Genomic DNA, 18,541 nt, shown 5'->3' on the forward strand with positions numbered 1-18,541 from the left:
GGCACAAGGGAGGAATACGGATACGACAGGAACGGACTGATGGTATCGGCCGACAACACGGAGGCACGCATAAGGCTGGAGCGCGACCCGATGGGACGTGTGGTATGCGAGAAGGCGGGTCTCCCGGGAGGCGACACCTTCACGCAGGTGATGTCCGTGGAATCGGAATACGGCATATACGGCGAGCGCACCCGCGTGAGAAGCTCGCTCGGAGCGGACATGCGGCTGTCCTACGACAGTCCGGGACTTGTCGGAGAAATAAAGGCCGAGGTGGAAACGCCTGAACCGGACAAGGCATCCGCAGAGGAAGGAAACACAGGGAAAAAGAACATACAGTCCTGGGAAAGCAGCATCCTGCGGGACGATGCGGGACGCGAGACGGAACGCTTCGCCACGGGCGGGATAAGGATTACCACGGACTATGACGACATGGGGCTTGTACGCTCCCGCCACGTGCATTCGGGCGAAAGGCATACGGGATGGAGAAGCTACCGGTGGGACGTGGGCGCAAGGCTGATGTCGATGCGCTGCAACCTCTCTCCCGAGCCGGTCATCTTCGACTACGACGGAATGTGCAACCTCGTGAGGGCGGACTACTCCATGCACGAGAGCATATTCCGCACACCCGACAAGGTGGGAAACCTGTACCGCAGCGAAAGCGGAAGGGACAGGACGTATGACGGAGGCGGACGGCTGACAAGCGACGGAGAGTTCCACTACCGCTATGACTGCGAGGGGAACCTCGTACACAGAAGCCGCAGGAACCTGTCGGATATGAACAGCGGCAGCAGTGCAGGCCGCATCAGGAAGGGGCTGTTCGGACTGTTCTCTTCTCCTGAAAACGAAAAAAACGGCAGTGCCGGAAGCAAGGACACCCCGTTTGCGGACTGGCAGCCGGGAGACACCTGCTACGAGTGGCTGGCAAACGGAATGCTTGCCGGGGTGAAGACACCGGACGGAAAGACCGTCTATTTCGGGTATGACGCGCTCGGACGACGGGTGTCGAAGACCATGGACGGAACCGTCCGGCGGTTCGGATGGGACGGAAACGTGGTGCTGCACGAATGGGACATTGAGGAAGCCGGCAGACCGAAGCTCATCACTGACGGAAGCGGACGCGAGGAATACGACGGCACGGAGAAGCCGGAGAACATCGTTACATGGATATATGACGGGACCTCGTTCACGCCGGTGGCAAAAGTCACTGACGTGGAACGCTATACGATAGTGCATGACTATCTGGGTACGCCTACGCAGGCATACGACAGCAGGGGAAACCTTGTATGGGAGATGCTGCTGGACGTATACGGAGAGGTGAAGGAATGCCACGGAGACCGAACGCTCGTGCCGTTCAGGTATCAGGGGCAGTATGAGGATATTGAAACGGGACTGTACTACAACCGCTTCCGATACTACTCTCCGGATATGGGGATGTATATTTCTTCTGACCCGATTGGGCTGGTGGGAAACAATTCGACTCTGTATGGATATGTCCAGGATATAAATGTCTGGATTGATGTTTTGGGGTTATATGTCGTTTTAGGTCAAGTTGGAACTTATGGAGATTTAACAAGTGCATCTACAGCATATGATGGATTACAGATTCATCATATACCACAAGATAAATTAAGGTATTTACCCAAGTCTGATGGCATTGCGGTTGTTATGACTGATGCAGATCATGCCTTGACCCGTACTTACAAATACAAAGGTGTATTAACTTACAAAATAGATAAAAACAGAAGTTTCATAGAGGTTCTGAAAGATGATTTAATAAACTTACATAACATAGGAAATGGTAAGTATGATGCATCAATAACTCAAATTATTAAAGAATATGAGAATTTAGGAATGCTAAAAAAAGATGAATTATCATTAGATAAAATTATTCAATCATGTAGATAATAATATTATAATATGAGAAAAGAAGTTATAGAATTATCAAAATTAGGGCAAATGCCCAATGAATCAATTAATGATACGGAAATGATTATTAATACAATAAGGGCTTATGATATATTATTATCAAGGATTAAAGCCCCCATTACGTATGAAGAAGGTCTAATATTAATTAGCTTATTTCCAGAAAGCTCATTCTATGATTTGCAATGGGATCTTTTGAAATTGGTAGAGTTATTGATAAAATCTACTACACCAGAAGAATATCTATCTTTAGTAGATAAATGTCCCAGCAAAGAATGGAAAGAACTATTAAAGCAAAGATTCTATAATTGGCTCCATCAAAATAGTAAATAAGCCATGATAAGTTATGGATAAAAAATTTACATGGTTACCATTCTATAAAGAACTATCCGACTGGCTACTCGGGAAACAGAATAGCCAGCCAGAGCTTATATCTAAGTTAAAAGAAATCGGTATTACCGGTTTTCGAGACGGCACAGAAAAAGGTAAAGAGATTACATTACAAGAAATAGACCCGTTCACATTCTTATCGTATCTCAACAAGTTTCACTCCAATGAGAGAAGAGTTGAAATATTGCAGGATTTATGTACAGAACTGAAGTTCAAATGCCAAGTACCGACAGATATAACAGGACTTCCAACAATACATCCAATGAAAGTGCATCTATTCCCATGGAAGACAACCAGGGGTAAAGATGATATAACAGCACTGTGGGACTTATTCAGACAAGCAAAAGAAGGGAAAATAGAAGAACAACTTTTTCAAACTGTATTGGATATAAAAAGTGTAGGAAAAGGTAAACTCAGTATTGTACTGTTCTATACCAATCCAGAGAAGTTTGTTCCTCTGGACTCCAATACATCATCATATCTGCGAAAGAAGAAGTTAAGCTACACTTATGACAGCTTTGCTTCTTATGAAAAGCTGTCTGAAGAAGCAATCCGGACTCTTGGGAAAAAGCCTTGGGAGATTTCATGTGATGCCTATGACCTCATCCCTGAAAATGAAACTTCAACAACCATAGGTAGTATCAGAACATTATTTGAAAGACTTGAAGGCGAACTGGAAGATACAGAGGATTACCATATCTTTTACAGAGGGCAATCGGACAAAAAATATGGGTTACTCCCCTCAATCTATCGGGAAGAAGCATTAATCCAGAATGAGGACAAGATATTCAGAGACATTATCGCACAATGTCCTACCGATTTCAAGGGAAGTACATCAGCCTTTGAGAAACTGGTAAAGATGCAACACTACTCTTTACCGACACGCCTGCTGGACATTACAACCAATCCTTTGGTTGCCATGTATTTTGCTTGCGACGATGACGAAGTTGACGGCAAGCTGTTTCGTTTTGAAGTCAAAACATCAGACATCAAATACTTTGACAGTGATGCAGTCAGCGTCGTATCTAATATAGCAAAACGTCCAATAGACTTCAGTATTGAGAATATTCGGGATTTAGACCGTGAGGGATTTAACGATCAAACAGACATAGCATACCTGCTACATGAGATCAAGTACGAGAAGCCTCATTTTCAAGACGTAATTGACTCAAAAGACATAGAAAGAGTCTTTTGTGTGAAACCGATGTTTGACAACCCGCGTATCATCCGTCAATCGGGAGCTTTCTTCCTTTATGGCATAGACGGTGACAAAAGCAAGCCTGCAATACTAAAATTCGACTATAAAACGTATATCATCAGCAAAACACAAAAGAAGAAAATCAGGAAGCAGCTCGAAGCTCTCGGTATAGACAAATCCACATTGTTCCCCGAAGTAGAGCATGTGGCCGAACATATAAAGGAGAAATATCATATCACTAAATGAGGTCTGGAAATATGAATAGTATGGTCTCAAAGTAGATTTTACGGGTTACAGGCGTATTATTCAATAAATTAGTTGTATATTTGCCCAATAATTGAATTAAGATAAAATGAAAACTTCTATACAGATTACCAAAATAAAAGCAGTATTACTCTATATCATGCAGAGTTTTCCCAAAGGAGTGGATTATATAAAGTTATTCAAGATACTTTATTTTGCCCAGCAGGATTATCTTGTCAAATATGGAAAGGTACTTGTAGAGGATTCCTTCAGGGCATTGAAGCATGGCCCAGTACCGACTTATACCTATAAGGCACTGCAAATAGCAGAGGGAAAGCCACTGGAAGGAAATTTTGAAGAATTTCTCACCGGTATAGAAGTACGAGACAAGAAGGTTTATACTTCTGCAAAACCTGATATGGACTACATCTCAGGTGCTGACAAGCGTTGTCTTGATGCTGCTATCGAAAAATATAAGGATACAGACCCCTATGACCTGTCGGATCTGTCGCACGACTCGGCATGGGAAGAAGCAATGACCCGCATTCAGGATGATCCTCAAAAGAATTTCATTACCATCATAGATATAGCAAGAGCCGGAAAAGCAACCAAGGAAATGGTAGATTACATCCGAGAAAAACAAATTGTCAGAAACGCTTTATCCTAAAAATCAGATGGACGATAAAAACAGTGTGCTTGAAAAGCTGAAGGCTGCAATGGACGAAGCAGAACGAGTAGATATGTCATCAGTGAAGATTGGTGACATTATTTATGTTCCTTTGGATGAAGAGGACGGACTGATATTGAAAAACGGATATGATGACCGTAAGAAATACATTGTCATTATCGGGTTCACGCCAGAAGGAGTAGCCATCGGTGCGTTGCTCATAAATTCGGAGATAGATTCTTCCAAGAAGAGGTCTGAGGAACTGCTAAACAGCCAATATCCCTTATTGGTACGCAACTATCGGAGCATTCTGGACTATGACAGCTGGCTGGACTGCTCGGATATATTCGAGCTTTCAAAACTGAAAATTACGGAAAAGGACGGAAAACTGAAAGGCTGTCTGACTCCCGAAGACAGAGAAAGAGTGATGGCGTTTCTGAAAGAGACAGAAGTATTTGACAATGCTACCAAAAAACGTTACGGAATTATATAAGCCAGTATTTTTCTGATGTAAGATTAATTGAGAAATAACAGAATCCAAAGAAGAAGAAGAAGTAAAAAGGAACACATCTAAATCAAGGCGGATATATCGTTATATTTCCCGGTGGAAAACTTTTTTTTCAAAAAAATCGGAGAAATATTTGGATATATGATTTTATTTCCCTATAATTGCGATTGACAAAGATGATGTTTTATTTTTCTTCTTCTTTTTCCACAAATAAAACAGAAATCGTCTGGAAGAACCGGAGGAAATTTCAAAAGATCGTTTTTGAAGTTTTCTCTTTTTTTGTTTTCTGACGGAAGACGACAGGATTCAGAAAAGGGAAACGGAGTCATTCAAATTTATTGTTAAACTTTTAAATTCTATCAATTATGGCATCATTTAGAGCTACATTGGAATTTGCAGGAAAAGAGTATGACGTACTGCACTCTGAGTATGAATTCAGTCGTACAACAGACGCGAAGGGAAAACCATCCTCAAACATCCAGGGAGGACGTGTTTCGGTAGTTATCGAATCAACTGACGACACTGCGACCATCGAAGCCATGCTGAACAGTCAGTTCAAGCAGGTGGAAGGAAAAATCGTGTACAAGAAGATTGAAGAGGATGCTAAGATGAAGGAAATCGAGTTCAAGAACGCCTACATCGTACACTACAAGGAAACTCTTGACGTGAACAACGACGTGCCGATGACTATCGCACTCACATTCTCCGCTGAGCTTATCAATGTGGGCAATGCTGCGCTTGACAACAGATGGCCGAAAAACTAAACGCTCCGGGGCAACGCCCCTAAGCGGAATGTAAGATATTGCCGCTTGAAGGGCTCAATCCGTCAAGCGGCAATTTTATTTATTCACCTAAAAAATCATTGCCGTTATGCTTGAGCAGAAGATGACAACCGTCAATATTGATGATGTTCCTCTTCCTTCCTTTTTTCAGGTTGTGTTGAAACAGTGCATCAATGACCATCATTATTTTGAAGTTCACATGGATATAGAGTCCGGTGAATTTTACAAGACTCATACGCTTGACAACAGCATGAACTGGATAGGCAAGCAAGCAGAAATCCTTTTGGGCGGCAACAGCTTCAAAGGGATAGTGACACATGTGGGACTGCACCGCTCGAAAGGCAATCACGGCTATCTGCTTATCCAGGGGTATTCATTGACCTTCCTTCTTGAAACAGAACTAAACTGTGCTTCGTGGACCAATACCACGCTATTCAGCATAGTAAAGGAAATATGCGACAGGGCCGGTGTGCCTTGCGCCATCAAGCCGGAATATACAGCTGACATAGAATACGAATGCCAGTATATGGAAAGCGACTTCGACTTTATCCGCAGGCTGGCCAGACAATATCACGAATGGCTGTACTATGACGGGAAACAACTTGTATTCGGCAAGCCTGACAAACTGCCATCAGCCATACCATTGAGCTACGGACGCGAAATATCAGACCTGAACATAGGAATCCAGACGCTTGCCCGCCCGGTAGAAGGAAACTCATACGACACCGCCAATGGCAAATTCAGCAAAGGTGCCGCTTCCAATGTCCCCACCGGAATGAACATGCTGGGGCAAACGGCCTTTGACGCCTCTGTCAAACTTTTCAAATCGAAAGCATTCCAACATACGGAAATCAGGGTTGCCAACGACAGTCAGGCAGAAAACCATTTCCAAAAGAAACAACAGAGCGATGCCTCGCCTTCACACTATATATCCTGTGAAACGGACTGCAACCGGATAACACTCGGCAGCGTAGTGGAAATACAAACCGCAATACAGAACTTCCAATTTGATTTTATTGAAAAGACTTTAGGTGAATATTTCATCACTGAAATTACCCATATAGCCGGAACCGGAGAAAGCTATAACAACAACTTTACCGCACTCTACTCGCAGACAACAAGTCTTCCGGCTCCGGAAGTTCCCCTACCCGTGGCACAGACGCAGCAGGCGGTAGTGGTAAGCAATGATGACCCAAAGAAGCAGGGACGCGTTCAGGTAAAAATGAACTGGCAGGGCGACGGCATGACAACCTCATGGATACGTGTCATGACTCCTGATGCCGGAATAAGCAATAAAGTATCAACTAACAGAGGTTTTGTCTTCATCCCGGAAAAGGACGACATCGTACTGGTAGGCTTCCGGTATGACGACCCGAAACGTCCATTCGTAATGGGCAGCTTGTTCAACGGGAAGACAGGAACAGGCGGTGACAGCGGCAACAAGAAAAAGAGCCTGACCACCCGGAGCGGATGCACCCTCACCATAGATGATGACGAAGGCAGCATCACCATGACGGATCAGGCCGGCAACAGCTATGCCGCCGACGGAAAAGGAAACATCAAGATTTCCGCATCCAAATCCATCATGCTGTGCGTAGGCAAAACCAGCATTGAACTGGACAGTGAAGGGAACATCAAATCCTCCGCAGAAGCCCAGATTACGGAAACGGCCGCCAACGAAATCACGCAGACTGCAAAAACAATAAACAGCAGTGCCGAAGAAGCATATAACATAAAAGGAAGTGACGTGACCGCTACGGGAAGCAAAACGGCAACCCTTTCGGGTACCACGCAGGCAACCGTGGACTCCAGCGGAACAACCGCCATAGCTGGTACAATCGTAAAACTGAACTGACCTATGAGCAATGCCATACAACAAATAGCGGACAATATGCTCCACCTTTGGGAGAATGCCGTGGCACAACCGGTAAAGATGATACGCATTGTCATCAATCCGGGTGACGAAACCATGCTCAAGGCTTTCTATGACTACATGCTGGCCATCGACAGCGAAGAAGAAGACATGGTCTTCGTCATCGCTCTTCCATTTACATCCGCAATGGAGTTCAGCAAAGATGTACTGCAATATATCAACAAACAAATAGAGTACTGGAACAACGCGAAGAAGCCTGAAGACATCATTTTTGAGAAAGTGGAATGGCAGGCAGATGACAGCACCATAAATAGCAGCAATGCAGCCCAGACAGTAGTGGAAAATCTCAACCGGCTGACCCGTGAACTTGTCAACGGTACAGACATGAAATGCAGCTTCGTTTTCGATCTGGAAGGCACTGCGGACTATGAAGGATGCCGGCAGTGGTTCAATCAGGCACTCTCCCAACCATTCGACAAACAAATGGTATGGGGAACCGGTGACATCATCGGCCAAGAACAGTTCGGCAAACTCATGACGACCTACCAGAAAGAAACAGTCTCCATCTATCCCCCGATAGACATGGACGGAGCAACCGAACAACTGGCAGAACAGGCGGCCAACGAAGACCGGAGCGACCCTGCCGCCTCCGACTTCAGGATGGCACTGACCAGACTCATGAACAGCGTAAAGAAAGGAGACGCTGCCCAAACAGACCTATACGCACGCAAATGCCTCGATATGGCACTTGCCAATGTAAAAAAAGATCTGAACTGGCTGAGTCAGTTCGTAACAGTATATACCATTCTATATACAGACCATATCAACCATAAGGATCTTGACATGGCTCTGTACTTTGCCAACAAAGCGGTAGAAGCGGCACGGCTGGGAGAAGGGAAACTTGACCCGTCTCTATCGGGGCGTCTTCTCGGCAGTTCGCTTGTAGGGAAAGCATCCATACAAGTACGGAAATCCGACTGGAACGATGCAGCAGAGACCTACCGGATGGGCGCAGACGCCTACGCACACTGCAAGGATTACCTCATGCAGGCAGAAACACTGAGAATGTGCGGGTGGTGCTGGGAGAAAGCATACGATACGGAAAGAGCCACGGAGTGCTACATCGAGGGATTCCGACTGGCAGACAAATTGTCGTCAGACCTGATAAGGCATTCGTCTTACCCTCTGCTGCTGCTCAAACTGCTGGAAAGCCGGAAACGCCAGCCGTCAGTCAGCAATGAGGAAATCAACTTGGTACTGAGCCGTGCCATAGGCAAGGACTGGGAAGACTTTCTGTATGAATACAAACGAAATTTAGGGAAATATCATGGAATGGATCAACAAAATATGGACAACCCTCCAACAACTGTTCAGTGAAGGGCCGGGATATATCAAGGAAAACCCGAAGTCGGGCTACCTTGTGGTCATCCTGATTCTGCTGGTATGGCTGACAGGGCTGATACTGGACTGGAAATGGACCTATGCCCGTCCCGGAAGCTGGGGAGGGAACTTCTGGCTTGACCTGCTGGGGCCAAACGGATTCCGTTTCTGGCTCGGAGTCATTGTAGTATTGGCCATACTATTGTCGGCCTATCTGTTTTTCAAAACTTGAACCCACTCTAAAAACAACTATAAACTATGTCATCAGGAACAGGATATTTCGACCAGGTAAGCGCACAGCTTGAAGCCACCGTAGGGGCACAGATGTCGGGTGTGGTTTCGGGAACTTCCGCCAATACGGAGGCGGGCGTATCCCCGTCCGTCAACGCGCTTGATACCGGACTGAAGGCAGCTACAGCCTTGGGCAGTCTGGCAGACAACGTGAGCGAGGCAGCCGTACTCCCCGTGCTCGGGGCACTGGGTATGAAAGGACAGGCCTGCCTGCCCATCTCCAAACAGCTCGACCCTGTAATCGGAGTGGACATCCACCTGGTGAACATACCACCGGCCACAAGCGTGCCGATGCCTCACCCATATGTAGGGACACTGCTCTGTCCGCAGGACTTCATGACGGCGGCGGTAGCCTCGTATATCCCCCCTCCACCCACTGCGGAAGAAACCGGGGATGCGGACTCGGCCAAACTCGCAGAGATAGGACACACGGCACTGACCATGGCTGTAGGCATGATGGGAGCCACCGTGAAGATCGGCGGATTCATTCCACGTGCCGTGGCTTCCACCACCACACGCAGCATACCGCATGTGCCGATGGGAGCCGGATTTGCGGCAAACTCAATACCCATACCAAAAAACAACGGACATGCCTTCATGGGAAGCCTGACCGTGCTTGCAGACGGGCTGCCGCTCTCGGGAGGAGGAGCGCACATGCATCTGGACTGCAACGACCTGGGCATGTCGAGCGTACACAAGGTTCCAGGACTGTTCCTGCCGACAGGCGTAATCAATCCCATCCCTCCGGCCAGACAGATTCTGACCAGCCCCGTACCCGTGCCGCTTAACCCGATGGCCGCCCTCTCACGCAAGTGCATGGGGGCATTCGGAAGACTGTACAAGAAAAAGACCGAGAAACTAGCAGACAAACTGCATGGAGCCGTAAACAAAAAGATAAAGAGCGACAAGCTGAAGGACATGCTGCACAAGACCATCTGTACCGTAACCGGACACCCGGTGGACGTGGCAAGCGGCACATTCTTCACAGACGAGGAAGATTTCTGGATAGACGGCCCGATCCCTCTCTCCTGGGAACGCACATGGTACAGCCGGAGTGATTACCAAGGGCCGCTAGGTAATGGATGGCATCATGCCTACGACATGGGTATCGTAGTGGAAGACGGTATCCTCACCTTACGAATGTCCGACGGAATACCCGTAGCCTTCCCGCTACCGAGTGAGAAGAAGCCCTCGTTCATCCGTGCAGAACGCAAAGAAGCTAGAAAAGAAAAGGACGGCTACTGCATCTGGGACATGGACGAAGACCTGTACTACCGATTCACACAGAAGGAATACGACTCCGTACATCTGCTGGAAAGCGTATCGGATGCGAACGGGTTCGCCATACGGTTCGGATACAATGGCAAAGGATACCTGAAGGAGATAACCGACAGCGCGGGAAGAAGGCTCTCCGTGGAATGCGACGAGCGCAACGGGCACATAATGGAGATAAAAGTACCGCACCCTGAAAACAAGGGGGAGGAAACAATACTCGCATCATACGAATACGATGCGGAAGGAAACATGGTATGCCAGCGTAATGCCGTGGGCGATGCCATGCGGTATGAATACGAAGGAAGGCTGATCGTAAAGGAAACATGGAGAAACGGACTGAACTGGTTCTTCGAATATGACGGAAGCGAAACCGGAGCCCGATGTGTACACACACGGGGAGACGGAGGAATATACGACCACAAGCTGCAATTCCTCGATGGCATGACCAAAGTGCTTGACAGCCATGACAAGCCTACAAAATATTACCACAAGGACGGCCTGGTGTATCTGAAGGTGGATGCCAACGGAGGCGAGCACCGATGGAAATACGACTCGGATCGGAAACTCCTGCAGGAAACTGATCCGGCAGACAACAGCAGCCTGTACAAATACGACCGCTGGGGAAACTGTACCGACAGTTCCGACCCGGGAGGCGGCAGTGTATCAGCCGTATTCTTCCGCAAGGGAGCATTGCGCAACAGGCCGCTGAGCGTGACCACGGCTGACGGCGGAACATGGAAGTTCGATTACGACACAAAGGGAAATGTGACCAAAAGAACCAATCCGGAAGGAGCGGAAACGCAGATAGAGTACCGCGAAGGACTGGCCATAAGCATCACTGACCCATATGGTGTAAAAACCATACTGAGTTACGACAAGGACGGCAACCTGACAGAAGCCTCAGACAGCCGGGGAAACACCTCGCACTATCGCTACGACGGACTGGGACGCTGCACGCAGGTGACAAACCCGAAGGGAGCCGTACAGACAAGGCGCTACGATGCCATAGGACGCGTAACGGAAGTGGAAGACTTCGACGGCAACCACATACACCTGAGATATGACGGCATAGACAACCTGCTGGAATACCAGGACGACCTGCAGAAAGTGGAATACACCTACTCGGGCATGTGGAAGCTGACACACCGCAAGGACAGCCGAGGCGTAGTAGGTTTCCATTATGACAGGGAAGAACGGCTACGCCACGTGATAAACGAGCGGATGCAATACTATGAGTTCGACCTTGACGACGTAGGCAACGTAATCCGGGAAACAGGGTTTGACCGGGGAACAAGGATATACCAACGTGACATCGCCGGACGTGTAACCAGCGAAAGGCTGCCGAGCGGAATCGTACGGGAATACGAATATGACAACGCATCGAGGGTGACAAGGGTGTCGTATGTGACGACGGATGAGCCCGACCAGACCTACCAATATGGAATATCGGGAAGGCTCGTGGAAGCAACACGGGGTGAAAGCCGAGTGGAGTTTGCCTACAACGCACTGGGACTGCCGGTAATGGAAACGGCAGACGGTGAGACCATCACACGCACCTACGACAGGACCGGACAGATACTGTCCCTGCAGAGTACGCTCGGAGCGAATCTGGAATACAAACGCAACGAGTTCGGAGAACTGACGGAGTTCAGAGGCGGAGACGGCTGCGGGAACGGTGAAATGCCGTGGAAGTCGCAGCACAGTTACGACACACTGGGCTTTGAAACAGAGCGTATGCTGCCCGGAGGTGTAGTGCGAAGTTTCGCTTACGACAACATTGGCCGCCTCGTGGACGCACTCACGCGAAAGAATGCGCAGACACGCCACATGCGCCGCTACCGCTGGGGAAAGGCAGACCGACTGCTCGCAACGGAAGACAGCAGACGGGGAACGACACGGTACGGGTACACCCCGAACGGACAGCTGGAGTATGCCGAGTACGGAGACGGAACGGAACAGTGGAGAAAGAGCGATAGCCTGGGAAACCTGTACCCCGATCCCGACTGCACGGTACGCCGCTTCCTGAAGGGCGGAGCCATGGAACAGGACGGAAAGTGGCACTGCGAGTATGACAAGGACGGAAACCTGACAGAACGATACATCGGCACGGGAAGATGGCTGGACGGAAAAAAGGAACACTGGAAATACAGGTGGAACGCTGACGGCTCACTGGCAAAGGTGGTACGGCCTGACGGAGAGAAAGTGACATTCGAATACGATGCACTGGGAAGAAGGCTCTCCAAGAGCTTCGGAACGACCGTGACGCGCTGGATGTGGAACGGGAACGTGCCACTGCACCAGTGGAAGCAGAGACGGAGCTACTCAAGGGAAGAGGATGCGTGGCTGACCGAGGAAGAACGCAAGGAACGCACACTCTGGCTCTTCGAGGAGGAATCCTTCGTGCCTGCCGCCATGATAAAGGAAGGCAGAGCCTATTCCATACTGACAGACCATCTGGGTACGCCTACCGAGGCATACGATGCGGATGGTAATGAGGTGTGGAGCAGGACGCTGGACATGAACGGCGAAGTTATTGAAGAGACCGGAAACGTAGGAATGATACCGTTCCTGTTCCAGGGGCAGTATTATGACCGGGAAATTGAATTGGCGTACAACCGGTTCAGGTATTACTCGCCACAAATGGGGATGTATGTTTCGCAGGATCCAATCGGGCTAAAGGGAGGTATAACTAATATTTATGCATATGCTGATAATACCAATATATTAATTGATATATTTGGTTTATCTTCAGGAGGCACATACAGCCAAGTAAGAGATACAAACAATGGAGGAGAAGTACATCACATGCCAGCTAATTCAATCAATGGTTTACCATATGGAAAAGGACCATCAGTTTGGATGGAAAAAGAAGATCATTACCTAACCGCAAGTCATGGTAGACAAGGTAAAGCTGGTGATGCATTTCGAAAATTACAAGCTCAATATATAGCTCAAAATAGATTTGATAAAGCTATGGAAATGGATATAAAAGATATAAAATCAAAATTTGGAACAAAATATGATAGAGGTATGATTGAAGCTGTTGAAACTGCCAAAGAGAATGATCTCATAACAAAATCTCAGGCAAAAAGATTAAAAAAACTTATAACTAAAAATTAAAAGAATGGAATTTATATTAGATCCTTATTTATCCGTCGGGAATGTCAAATTTGGCATGAGCCGTGAAGAAGTCGAAAAAATAATTGAAGAAAAACCTATATTTGAACATATAGATTTCCTCAAACGAATTCATTTAGGATGGAATGATTTTTCTATCATATTTAACAAGAAAAATAAAAAAGTAGAAGAAATTACTTTTACACCAACCCCTAAAAATAAAGTAATATGGAATAATATTGATATTCTTAATGACCCATACATTGTTAGAAAATTGAATAAATTTGAGCAACCGTCAAGAACAATTGATGCAAAATTATATTTTTCATTAGGAGTTGCGCTTATTGGGAATAATAAAGACAGAACACTATCCATTTTTTCAAAAAAAACAAAAAAAGAATGGGAGCAATCTGTATTAGATTATACAAATGAACATTTATAATTCCAATAACGATCATATGTTTAATAAAAAATCTATGGACTAAATAAAAATGTTATGAAAGTTGCCCGATTGCTTACCACGCCGATTTTCTGACCGGCACAACCTCTAAAATAGAAAGATACAACAATCCATTACTTTACAAGAAACTCTTCAAAAGATTCAGAAAGAACCTACGAAATGCAGAAAAACTGATAATCATAGGATATGGATGTAAAGACGAAGGAATTAACAAAATGATATTGGAGAACTTTGATTTCGCCCACAAGAATACTTATATCTTTGACAAATATGCAGGTGATAAAGTCCGCGACTTTGGCAAAAAACTCTCGGCCAAGGTAATAGATGGAATTGAAATTGAAGATATAGTTCCTGAAATGTTTCAATGAATAAATATAGCGCATTATGGAAAATAATCGTACAACATTTTTGATTGGCGCAGGAACACCGCTTGATTTGGTTTTACCACAAGATGTGATTAAACCTGCAACTGCAGAAATCACAAATGATGTTCGTAGGGCCTACACAGATTATCTTACTCCAGATAATACAATAACTATTGTAGATGATATCTACAACTGGCTAATGGAAAATTATCCACCAGACCGTTCTAATCCATATGTAGGCGGAACACCTACCCCTTATATTCATTTTGAACATTTGTTTCACGTATTAGAGATGTTAGATGCTTACAGTTGGGTATGGAGCAGAAACAGTAAAAACCCCAATTTATATCCGGTTTTCGCTCCTTTTACCAAACCTAATATCGGCTTTGACCCTAATACACTTCGTTCTGTTATGGACCAATTTATCCTTAGAATAATGGATATTGTGAATGGGTATGATTCCAACATCATGAAAGAACAGGCAAATGAATGGTATTGGAGATTTTATCAACAGTTTGCTGAAAACAGTGACTTCTTTGTATTGAACTATGACACTACAATAGAGAAATCAATAGAAAATTATGAAGATGGATTTGAACCGGATGAAATTCAAGATGCATTCCTACGGTTCAATCCCAAGAAGTTGTTTGAAAATCCAAATGGCTTACCTACAATAAATCATCTGCATGGATGTATAAATTATTACTTCCAGTCATATAAAGATCTTAATAAAGACATTTATACCTTTCTGTTCCATGACTTATATAAATATCCTGACTATGCAACAGTTAAAGGATTGATGACAGGACGAGGACAAAGCCAGCCTTGTACCCAATCAGGAGAAACATATTATTCCTCTCCAATCGTTACAGGATTGCGTAAAACGGATAAGCTAAACTGCGTTCCATTTGACTTTTATCATGCCAATATGACCAACTGTATCATCAGAAACCACAAACTGGTAATTGCAGGATATAGCTTTGGAGATTTGTATTGTAATAACCTCCTGGAAAGAATGAATTTCTTGCATGGCGACCTAAAGCGTATCGTGCTTATTGACTTTTGGAATATTCCCCAAGGAGATAGAATGCATGGAGGATATTGGCTAAGTCAGAATCAAGGAAAATTTCTTTGTCGCATAACTGATTGTGGGGATTTCAATGGAGTTATCCGTCAACTATATAAAAAGGAAAACTCACAAACAGGTGCCCTATACAGCGACAATGGATGCCTAATGGTATTACCCAAAGGATTCAAACATGCAGCGGCCTGCTGTGATGAAATCCTTGCTTTCTTGAACTCATAGAAGCTGAATAGTAATAGCGAGTATTAATTATTACCCGCTATTACTTCTTTATCAACTCCTGCATTATTGGAAGACATTTTTGATGCCGTATATCCTCAAGGGTGTCGTTTCTCATAAATATCGTTACAACCCGGCTAACCATATCACTGTACTTGCATTTATCATCACATATCTCCTTGAAAAATTCCATATCAACAAGATACTGAAAGTACCATCCTAATTTGTCTTTTTCAACGGGATGTTTTTCATAATAATCCAACGGATTTATGAAATAGCAGAACAACTCGTCATTTATTCATCTGCCCCTCTATTAACCTTACGTATTCCTTTACGGAATCAGCCAATATAGCAAAACCCACAATAAAAAAGATGTCTGTTCTTACCCCGAGCAAACATCTTTTCAAGAATATGAAGTCTTATAAACAAGAAAATACATCTATGGATTTACACTATTTACAGCACTCTGCAACCGTTCAATATTTGCATGTAAAAAGGCATATTCATAACTAAGAAGATTATTATACTCTTCTATCGCTTTTTTGGCATACTTCGTATCTTTAGAACAATCATATTCAAATTCATACGCATAGCCGATGAAAAAAGGTACTGCCGGGTCTTTGCCCCGTAGTTTATCCAGCTCTAATCTACCTTCTTTACGCATTTGAGCATCTTGTACATTTAATGTTTTGTCTATTGCCAGATCCATGGCTTTAAAAATATCACGTTTTTCCTCTATTATTTGCCTTATATCCATTGCATTATTTTTTAAAATTCATCTACAAAGATACCAAATTTCATTCTTAACAGAATTAAATCCCTGAAAATATTTCCAAGTATCAATAAGTTTTCTTATATTACGAGCCTACTTATAGCTTCATTTTAATATGAAGCTGACCACTTGAAACTATTTTAAAATAAATGTTTAACGAACTAAAAATGAACATTATGAACATCGCTTATTCAACACTTAGTTCCAACTTTGGCAAAGTTAAAGATCTACCAACATCAGCGGTCGGTAAACTAATCGGCGGAAAAGTAGAAGAGAACATAAAGGCCGGCTTCTTCACCAACGCCTGTGCAATACGCTTGTCGTATGCCTTTAATTATTCGGGTATGCCCATATCACGCTATGACGGTGCCACATCCTCGGGAAAGGACAAGAAATGGTATCTTTATAGAGTAACTGACATGCTTAGCTTCATCAAACAAAAGATAGGCGGCACACCGATAAAAGGGAAAAAACTGGAAGATTTCAAAGGAAAAAAGGGAATCATAATCTTCAGGAACTGTAATTGGAGCGACGCTTCCGGACACGTGGATTTGTTTAATGGTGAAAAAGTGGAAGGAAAAGCTTATTTTACGGATTGCGGCGATGTAGAGCTTTATGTATTACAATAATCGAGGGAACAATCATGAACAGAATCCTATTGTATTTTTCATTCATCTGCACAGTCGGGCTTGCATGTTGTACGAGAACGCCTGACGAGAAGTTGTTCGTGTTCGAAGATAACGGCTTATTCGGATATGTCTCAGAAAGCGGTGATACTGTAATACCATGCATGTATCCATTTGCCTATACTGACACAATCAAGCGTATTGGATTTGTGGCTGAAGGAAACGGGAAAATAGTATGCCTTGACAAAAAAGGCAATAAGCTTTTTAACGTATTCAAATATGACAATGGACCAGACTACCCACAAGAAGGATTATTCAGAATCATAGACGAAGATGGCACCATCGGATTTGCAGATACTCTGGGAACGGTAATCATCCCTCCAAGCTATAAATTTGCCTTCCCTTTCAAAGATGGCAAGGCAAAGGTTACGTATGAAGGACAATCTGTAAGCAATGGTGAATATGCTGTCTGGGAATCTTCTTCCTGGACTTTTATTGATAATCCTTTGTTACCAAAGGAAAATTAAAATACATGAAATATTTTTCCCTTATTACAAACAAATAGGATAGTCAAACATAAACGAACTATCCTATTTTAACCTTATACATCAGCTGAACAGCAAAGTTGATACAGCTTAACACGCTCAAAACTGAAATTCCACTTTTGTATAATGAAAACAGCATAATACACATTCATAAAACAATATAACAAACATAAAAGCCTTTTTTATCCAACATATTGGAAAATACGATTTTTTCCCCTATATTTGTTTCCGGTTATATCTTCATTCTTTTCCGAAAGCAGTTCACTGCTTTAATCAAGTTCTTGAAACCTTGATTCATAATCATAAAAAATACTTATATGGGAGCACTCAGAGCAACCGTAAGCATACGCGGAAGAGAAATAGATATTCTTTTTTCTCATATTGAATTCAGCCGGAAAACTGACAAAAAAGGTAGGCCTGTAACATCCGTTATCGGAGGAAAACTGACATTCAGTATCGAAGCAACCAAGGATACAGAAATTCTGGAGTCTATGGTGAACAGCCAGTTCAAGCCTGTAAGCGGCAAGATAATCTTTTACAGAACCGATGACAATTCGGTATTCAGAATTATAGAGTTCAGATGTGCCTACATAGTCTATTACAAAGAGGTATTCAATGTAGATAAAAAGCGGCCGCTCTTTACTACAATAACACTTTCCGCAGACAGCCTGATTGTAGGAAACGCTTTTTTGACTAACAGTTGGCTTGAGTTCAACTTATAAATGCAACTTTTTGGGTGCGGATAATAAGCAATAAAAACATTTATTTTTCAGAGAGGAAAGAGAGACAATGTCCCCCTTTCTCTCACTCTGAATGGATAAAG

General features: G+C 44.4%; 16 protein-coding genes and 1 pseudogene. 15 read left to right on the plus strand and 2 right to left on the minus strand.

The genetic code is table 11. The annotated features are described in order from the left end of the window. Positions 1–90: 90 nt before the first annotated feature. From H8S64_RS21390 to tssD (H8S64_RS21415), 6 genes are all read left to right on the plus strand, one after another. The gene (locus H8S64_RS21390; protein WP_255469667.1) at positions 91–1,905 is read left to right on the plus strand and encodes an RHS repeat domain-containing protein; all 1,815 of its coding nucleotides are present in this window, start codon (positions 91–93) and stop codon (positions 1,903–1,905) included. Positions 1,906–1,917: 12 nt separating this feature from the next. Next, positions 1,918–2,256, plus strand: coding sequence for a hypothetical protein (locus H8S64_RS21395; RefSeq protein ID WP_186978665.1), 339 nt, complete (start codon positions 1,918–1,920; stop codon positions 2,254–2,256). 13 nt (positions 2,257–2,269) lie between these two features. Then, a complete protein-coding gene (locus H8S64_RS21400) occupies positions 2,270–3,757 on the plus strand; it encodes an FRG domain-containing protein (protein ID WP_186978666.1) in 1,488 nt (495 codons plus the stop codon). A gap of 106 nt (positions 3,758–3,863) precedes the next feature. Beyond that, positions 3,864–4,421 carry a Panacea domain-containing protein gene (locus H8S64_RS21405; protein WP_186978667.1) on the plus strand — a complete coding sequence of 186 codons (558 nt, stop codon included), beginning with the start codon at positions 3,864–3,866 and terminating at the stop codon, positions 4,419–4,421. 7 nt (positions 4,422–4,428) lie between these two features. Beyond that, on the plus strand, positions 4,429–4,914 hold the full coding sequence (locus H8S64_RS21410; protein WP_186978668.1) for a hypothetical protein: 486 nt from the start codon (positions 4,429–4,431) through the stop codon (positions 4,912–4,914). A gap of 380 nt (positions 4,915–5,294) precedes the next feature. After that, the gene (tssD, locus tag H8S64_RS21415) at positions 5,295–5,693 is read left to right on the plus strand and encodes a type VI secretion system tube protein TssD (RefSeq protein ID WP_071150226.1); all 399 of its coding nucleotides are present in this window, start codon (positions 5,295–5,297) and stop codon (positions 5,691–5,693) included. 79 nt (positions 5,694–5,772) lie between these two features. Here the strand turns inward: tssD (H8S64_RS21415) and H8S64_RS22650 are convergent, their stop codons facing one another. Further along, positions 5,773–6,060 carry a hypothetical protein gene (locus tag H8S64_RS22650; RefSeq protein ID WP_234061111.1) on the minus strand — a complete coding sequence of 96 codons (288 nt, stop codon included), beginning with the start codon at positions 6,058–6,060 and terminating at the stop codon, positions 5,773–5,775. Between H8S64_RS22650 and H8S64_RS21420 the strand changes: the two genes are divergently transcribed. The 6 genes and pseudogenes from H8S64_RS21420 to H8S64_RS21445 all read left to right on the plus strand — a co-directional run bounded on the left by H8S64_RS21420 (position 5,962) and on the right by H8S64_RS21445 (position 15,778). Beyond that, a complete protein-coding gene (locus H8S64_RS21420) occupies positions 5,962–7,566 on the plus strand; it encodes a type VI secretion system Vgr family protein (RefSeq protein ID WP_255469668.1) in 1,605 nt (534 codons plus the stop codon). The two genes, H8S64_RS22650 and H8S64_RS21420, sit on opposite strands and share 99 nt — an antisense overlap. Before the next feature lie 3 nt (positions 7,567–7,569). Then, positions 7,570–8,961, plus strand: a complete 1,392-nt coding sequence (locus H8S64_RS21425; RefSeq protein ID WP_186978670.1) for a hypothetical protein — start codon at positions 7,570–7,572, stop codon at positions 8,959–8,961. Continuing rightward, positions 8,912–9,196, plus strand: a complete 285-nt coding sequence (locus H8S64_RS21430) for an immunity 17 family protein (RefSeq protein ID WP_128129154.1) — start codon at positions 8,912–8,914, stop codon at positions 9,194–9,196. Before H8S64_RS21425 ends, H8S64_RS21430 begins: the two co-directional genes overlap by 50 nt. A 26-nt stretch (positions 9,197–9,222) precedes the next feature. Continuing rightward, positions 9,223–13,278 (plus strand): annotated as a pseudogene (locus H8S64_RS21435) (DUF6531 domain-containing protein); the annotation flags it as partial. Between the two features lie 376 nt (positions 13,279–13,654). Beyond that, positions 13,655–14,089 (plus strand): hypothetical protein, encoded by a 435-nt coding sequence (locus tag H8S64_RS21440; RefSeq protein ID WP_186978672.1) that lies wholly within the window; start codon positions 13,655–13,657, stop codon positions 14,087–14,089. A gap of 402 nt (positions 14,090–14,491) precedes the next feature. Next, positions 14,492–15,778, plus strand: coding sequence for an SIR2 family protein (locus H8S64_RS21445; protein WP_186978673.1), 1,287 nt, complete (start codon positions 14,492–14,494; stop codon positions 15,776–15,778). A gap of 436 nt (positions 15,779–16,214) precedes the next feature. Here the strand turns inward: H8S64_RS21445 and H8S64_RS21450 are convergent, their stop codons facing one another. Next, complete coding sequence (locus tag H8S64_RS21450; RefSeq protein WP_186978674.1) at positions 16,215–16,532, minus strand: hypothetical protein; 318 nt, start codon at positions 16,530–16,532, stop codon at positions 16,215–16,217. 191 nt (positions 16,533–16,723) lie between these two features. On the opposite strand from H8S64_RS21450, the gene H8S64_RS21455 reads away from it, so the two are divergent. From H8S64_RS21455 to tssD (H8S64_RS21465), 3 genes are all read left to right on the plus strand, one after another. Further along, positions 16,724–17,176, plus strand: a complete 453-nt coding sequence (locus H8S64_RS21455) for a type VI secretion system amidase effector protein Tae4 (protein ID WP_222621227.1) — start codon at positions 16,724–16,726, stop codon at positions 17,174–17,176. A 14-nt stretch (positions 17,177–17,190) separates the two neighbouring features. Further along, positions 17,191–17,700 (plus strand): WG repeat-containing protein, encoded by a 510-nt coding sequence (locus H8S64_RS21460; RefSeq protein ID WP_186978675.1) that lies wholly within the window; start codon positions 17,191–17,193, stop codon positions 17,698–17,700. A gap of 335 nt (positions 17,701–18,035) precedes the next feature. Further along, a complete protein-coding gene (gene tssD / locus H8S64_RS21465) occupies positions 18,036–18,440 on the plus strand; it encodes a type VI secretion system tube protein TssD (RefSeq protein WP_186978676.1) in 405 nt (134 codons plus the stop codon). Positions 18,441–18,541: the final 101 nt, after the last annotated feature.

The sequence above is a fragment of the Butyricimonas hominis genome, assembly GCF_014287455.1.
GTDB lineage: Bacteria > Bacteroidota > Bacteroidia > Bacteroidales > Marinifilaceae > Butyricimonas > Butyricimonas muris.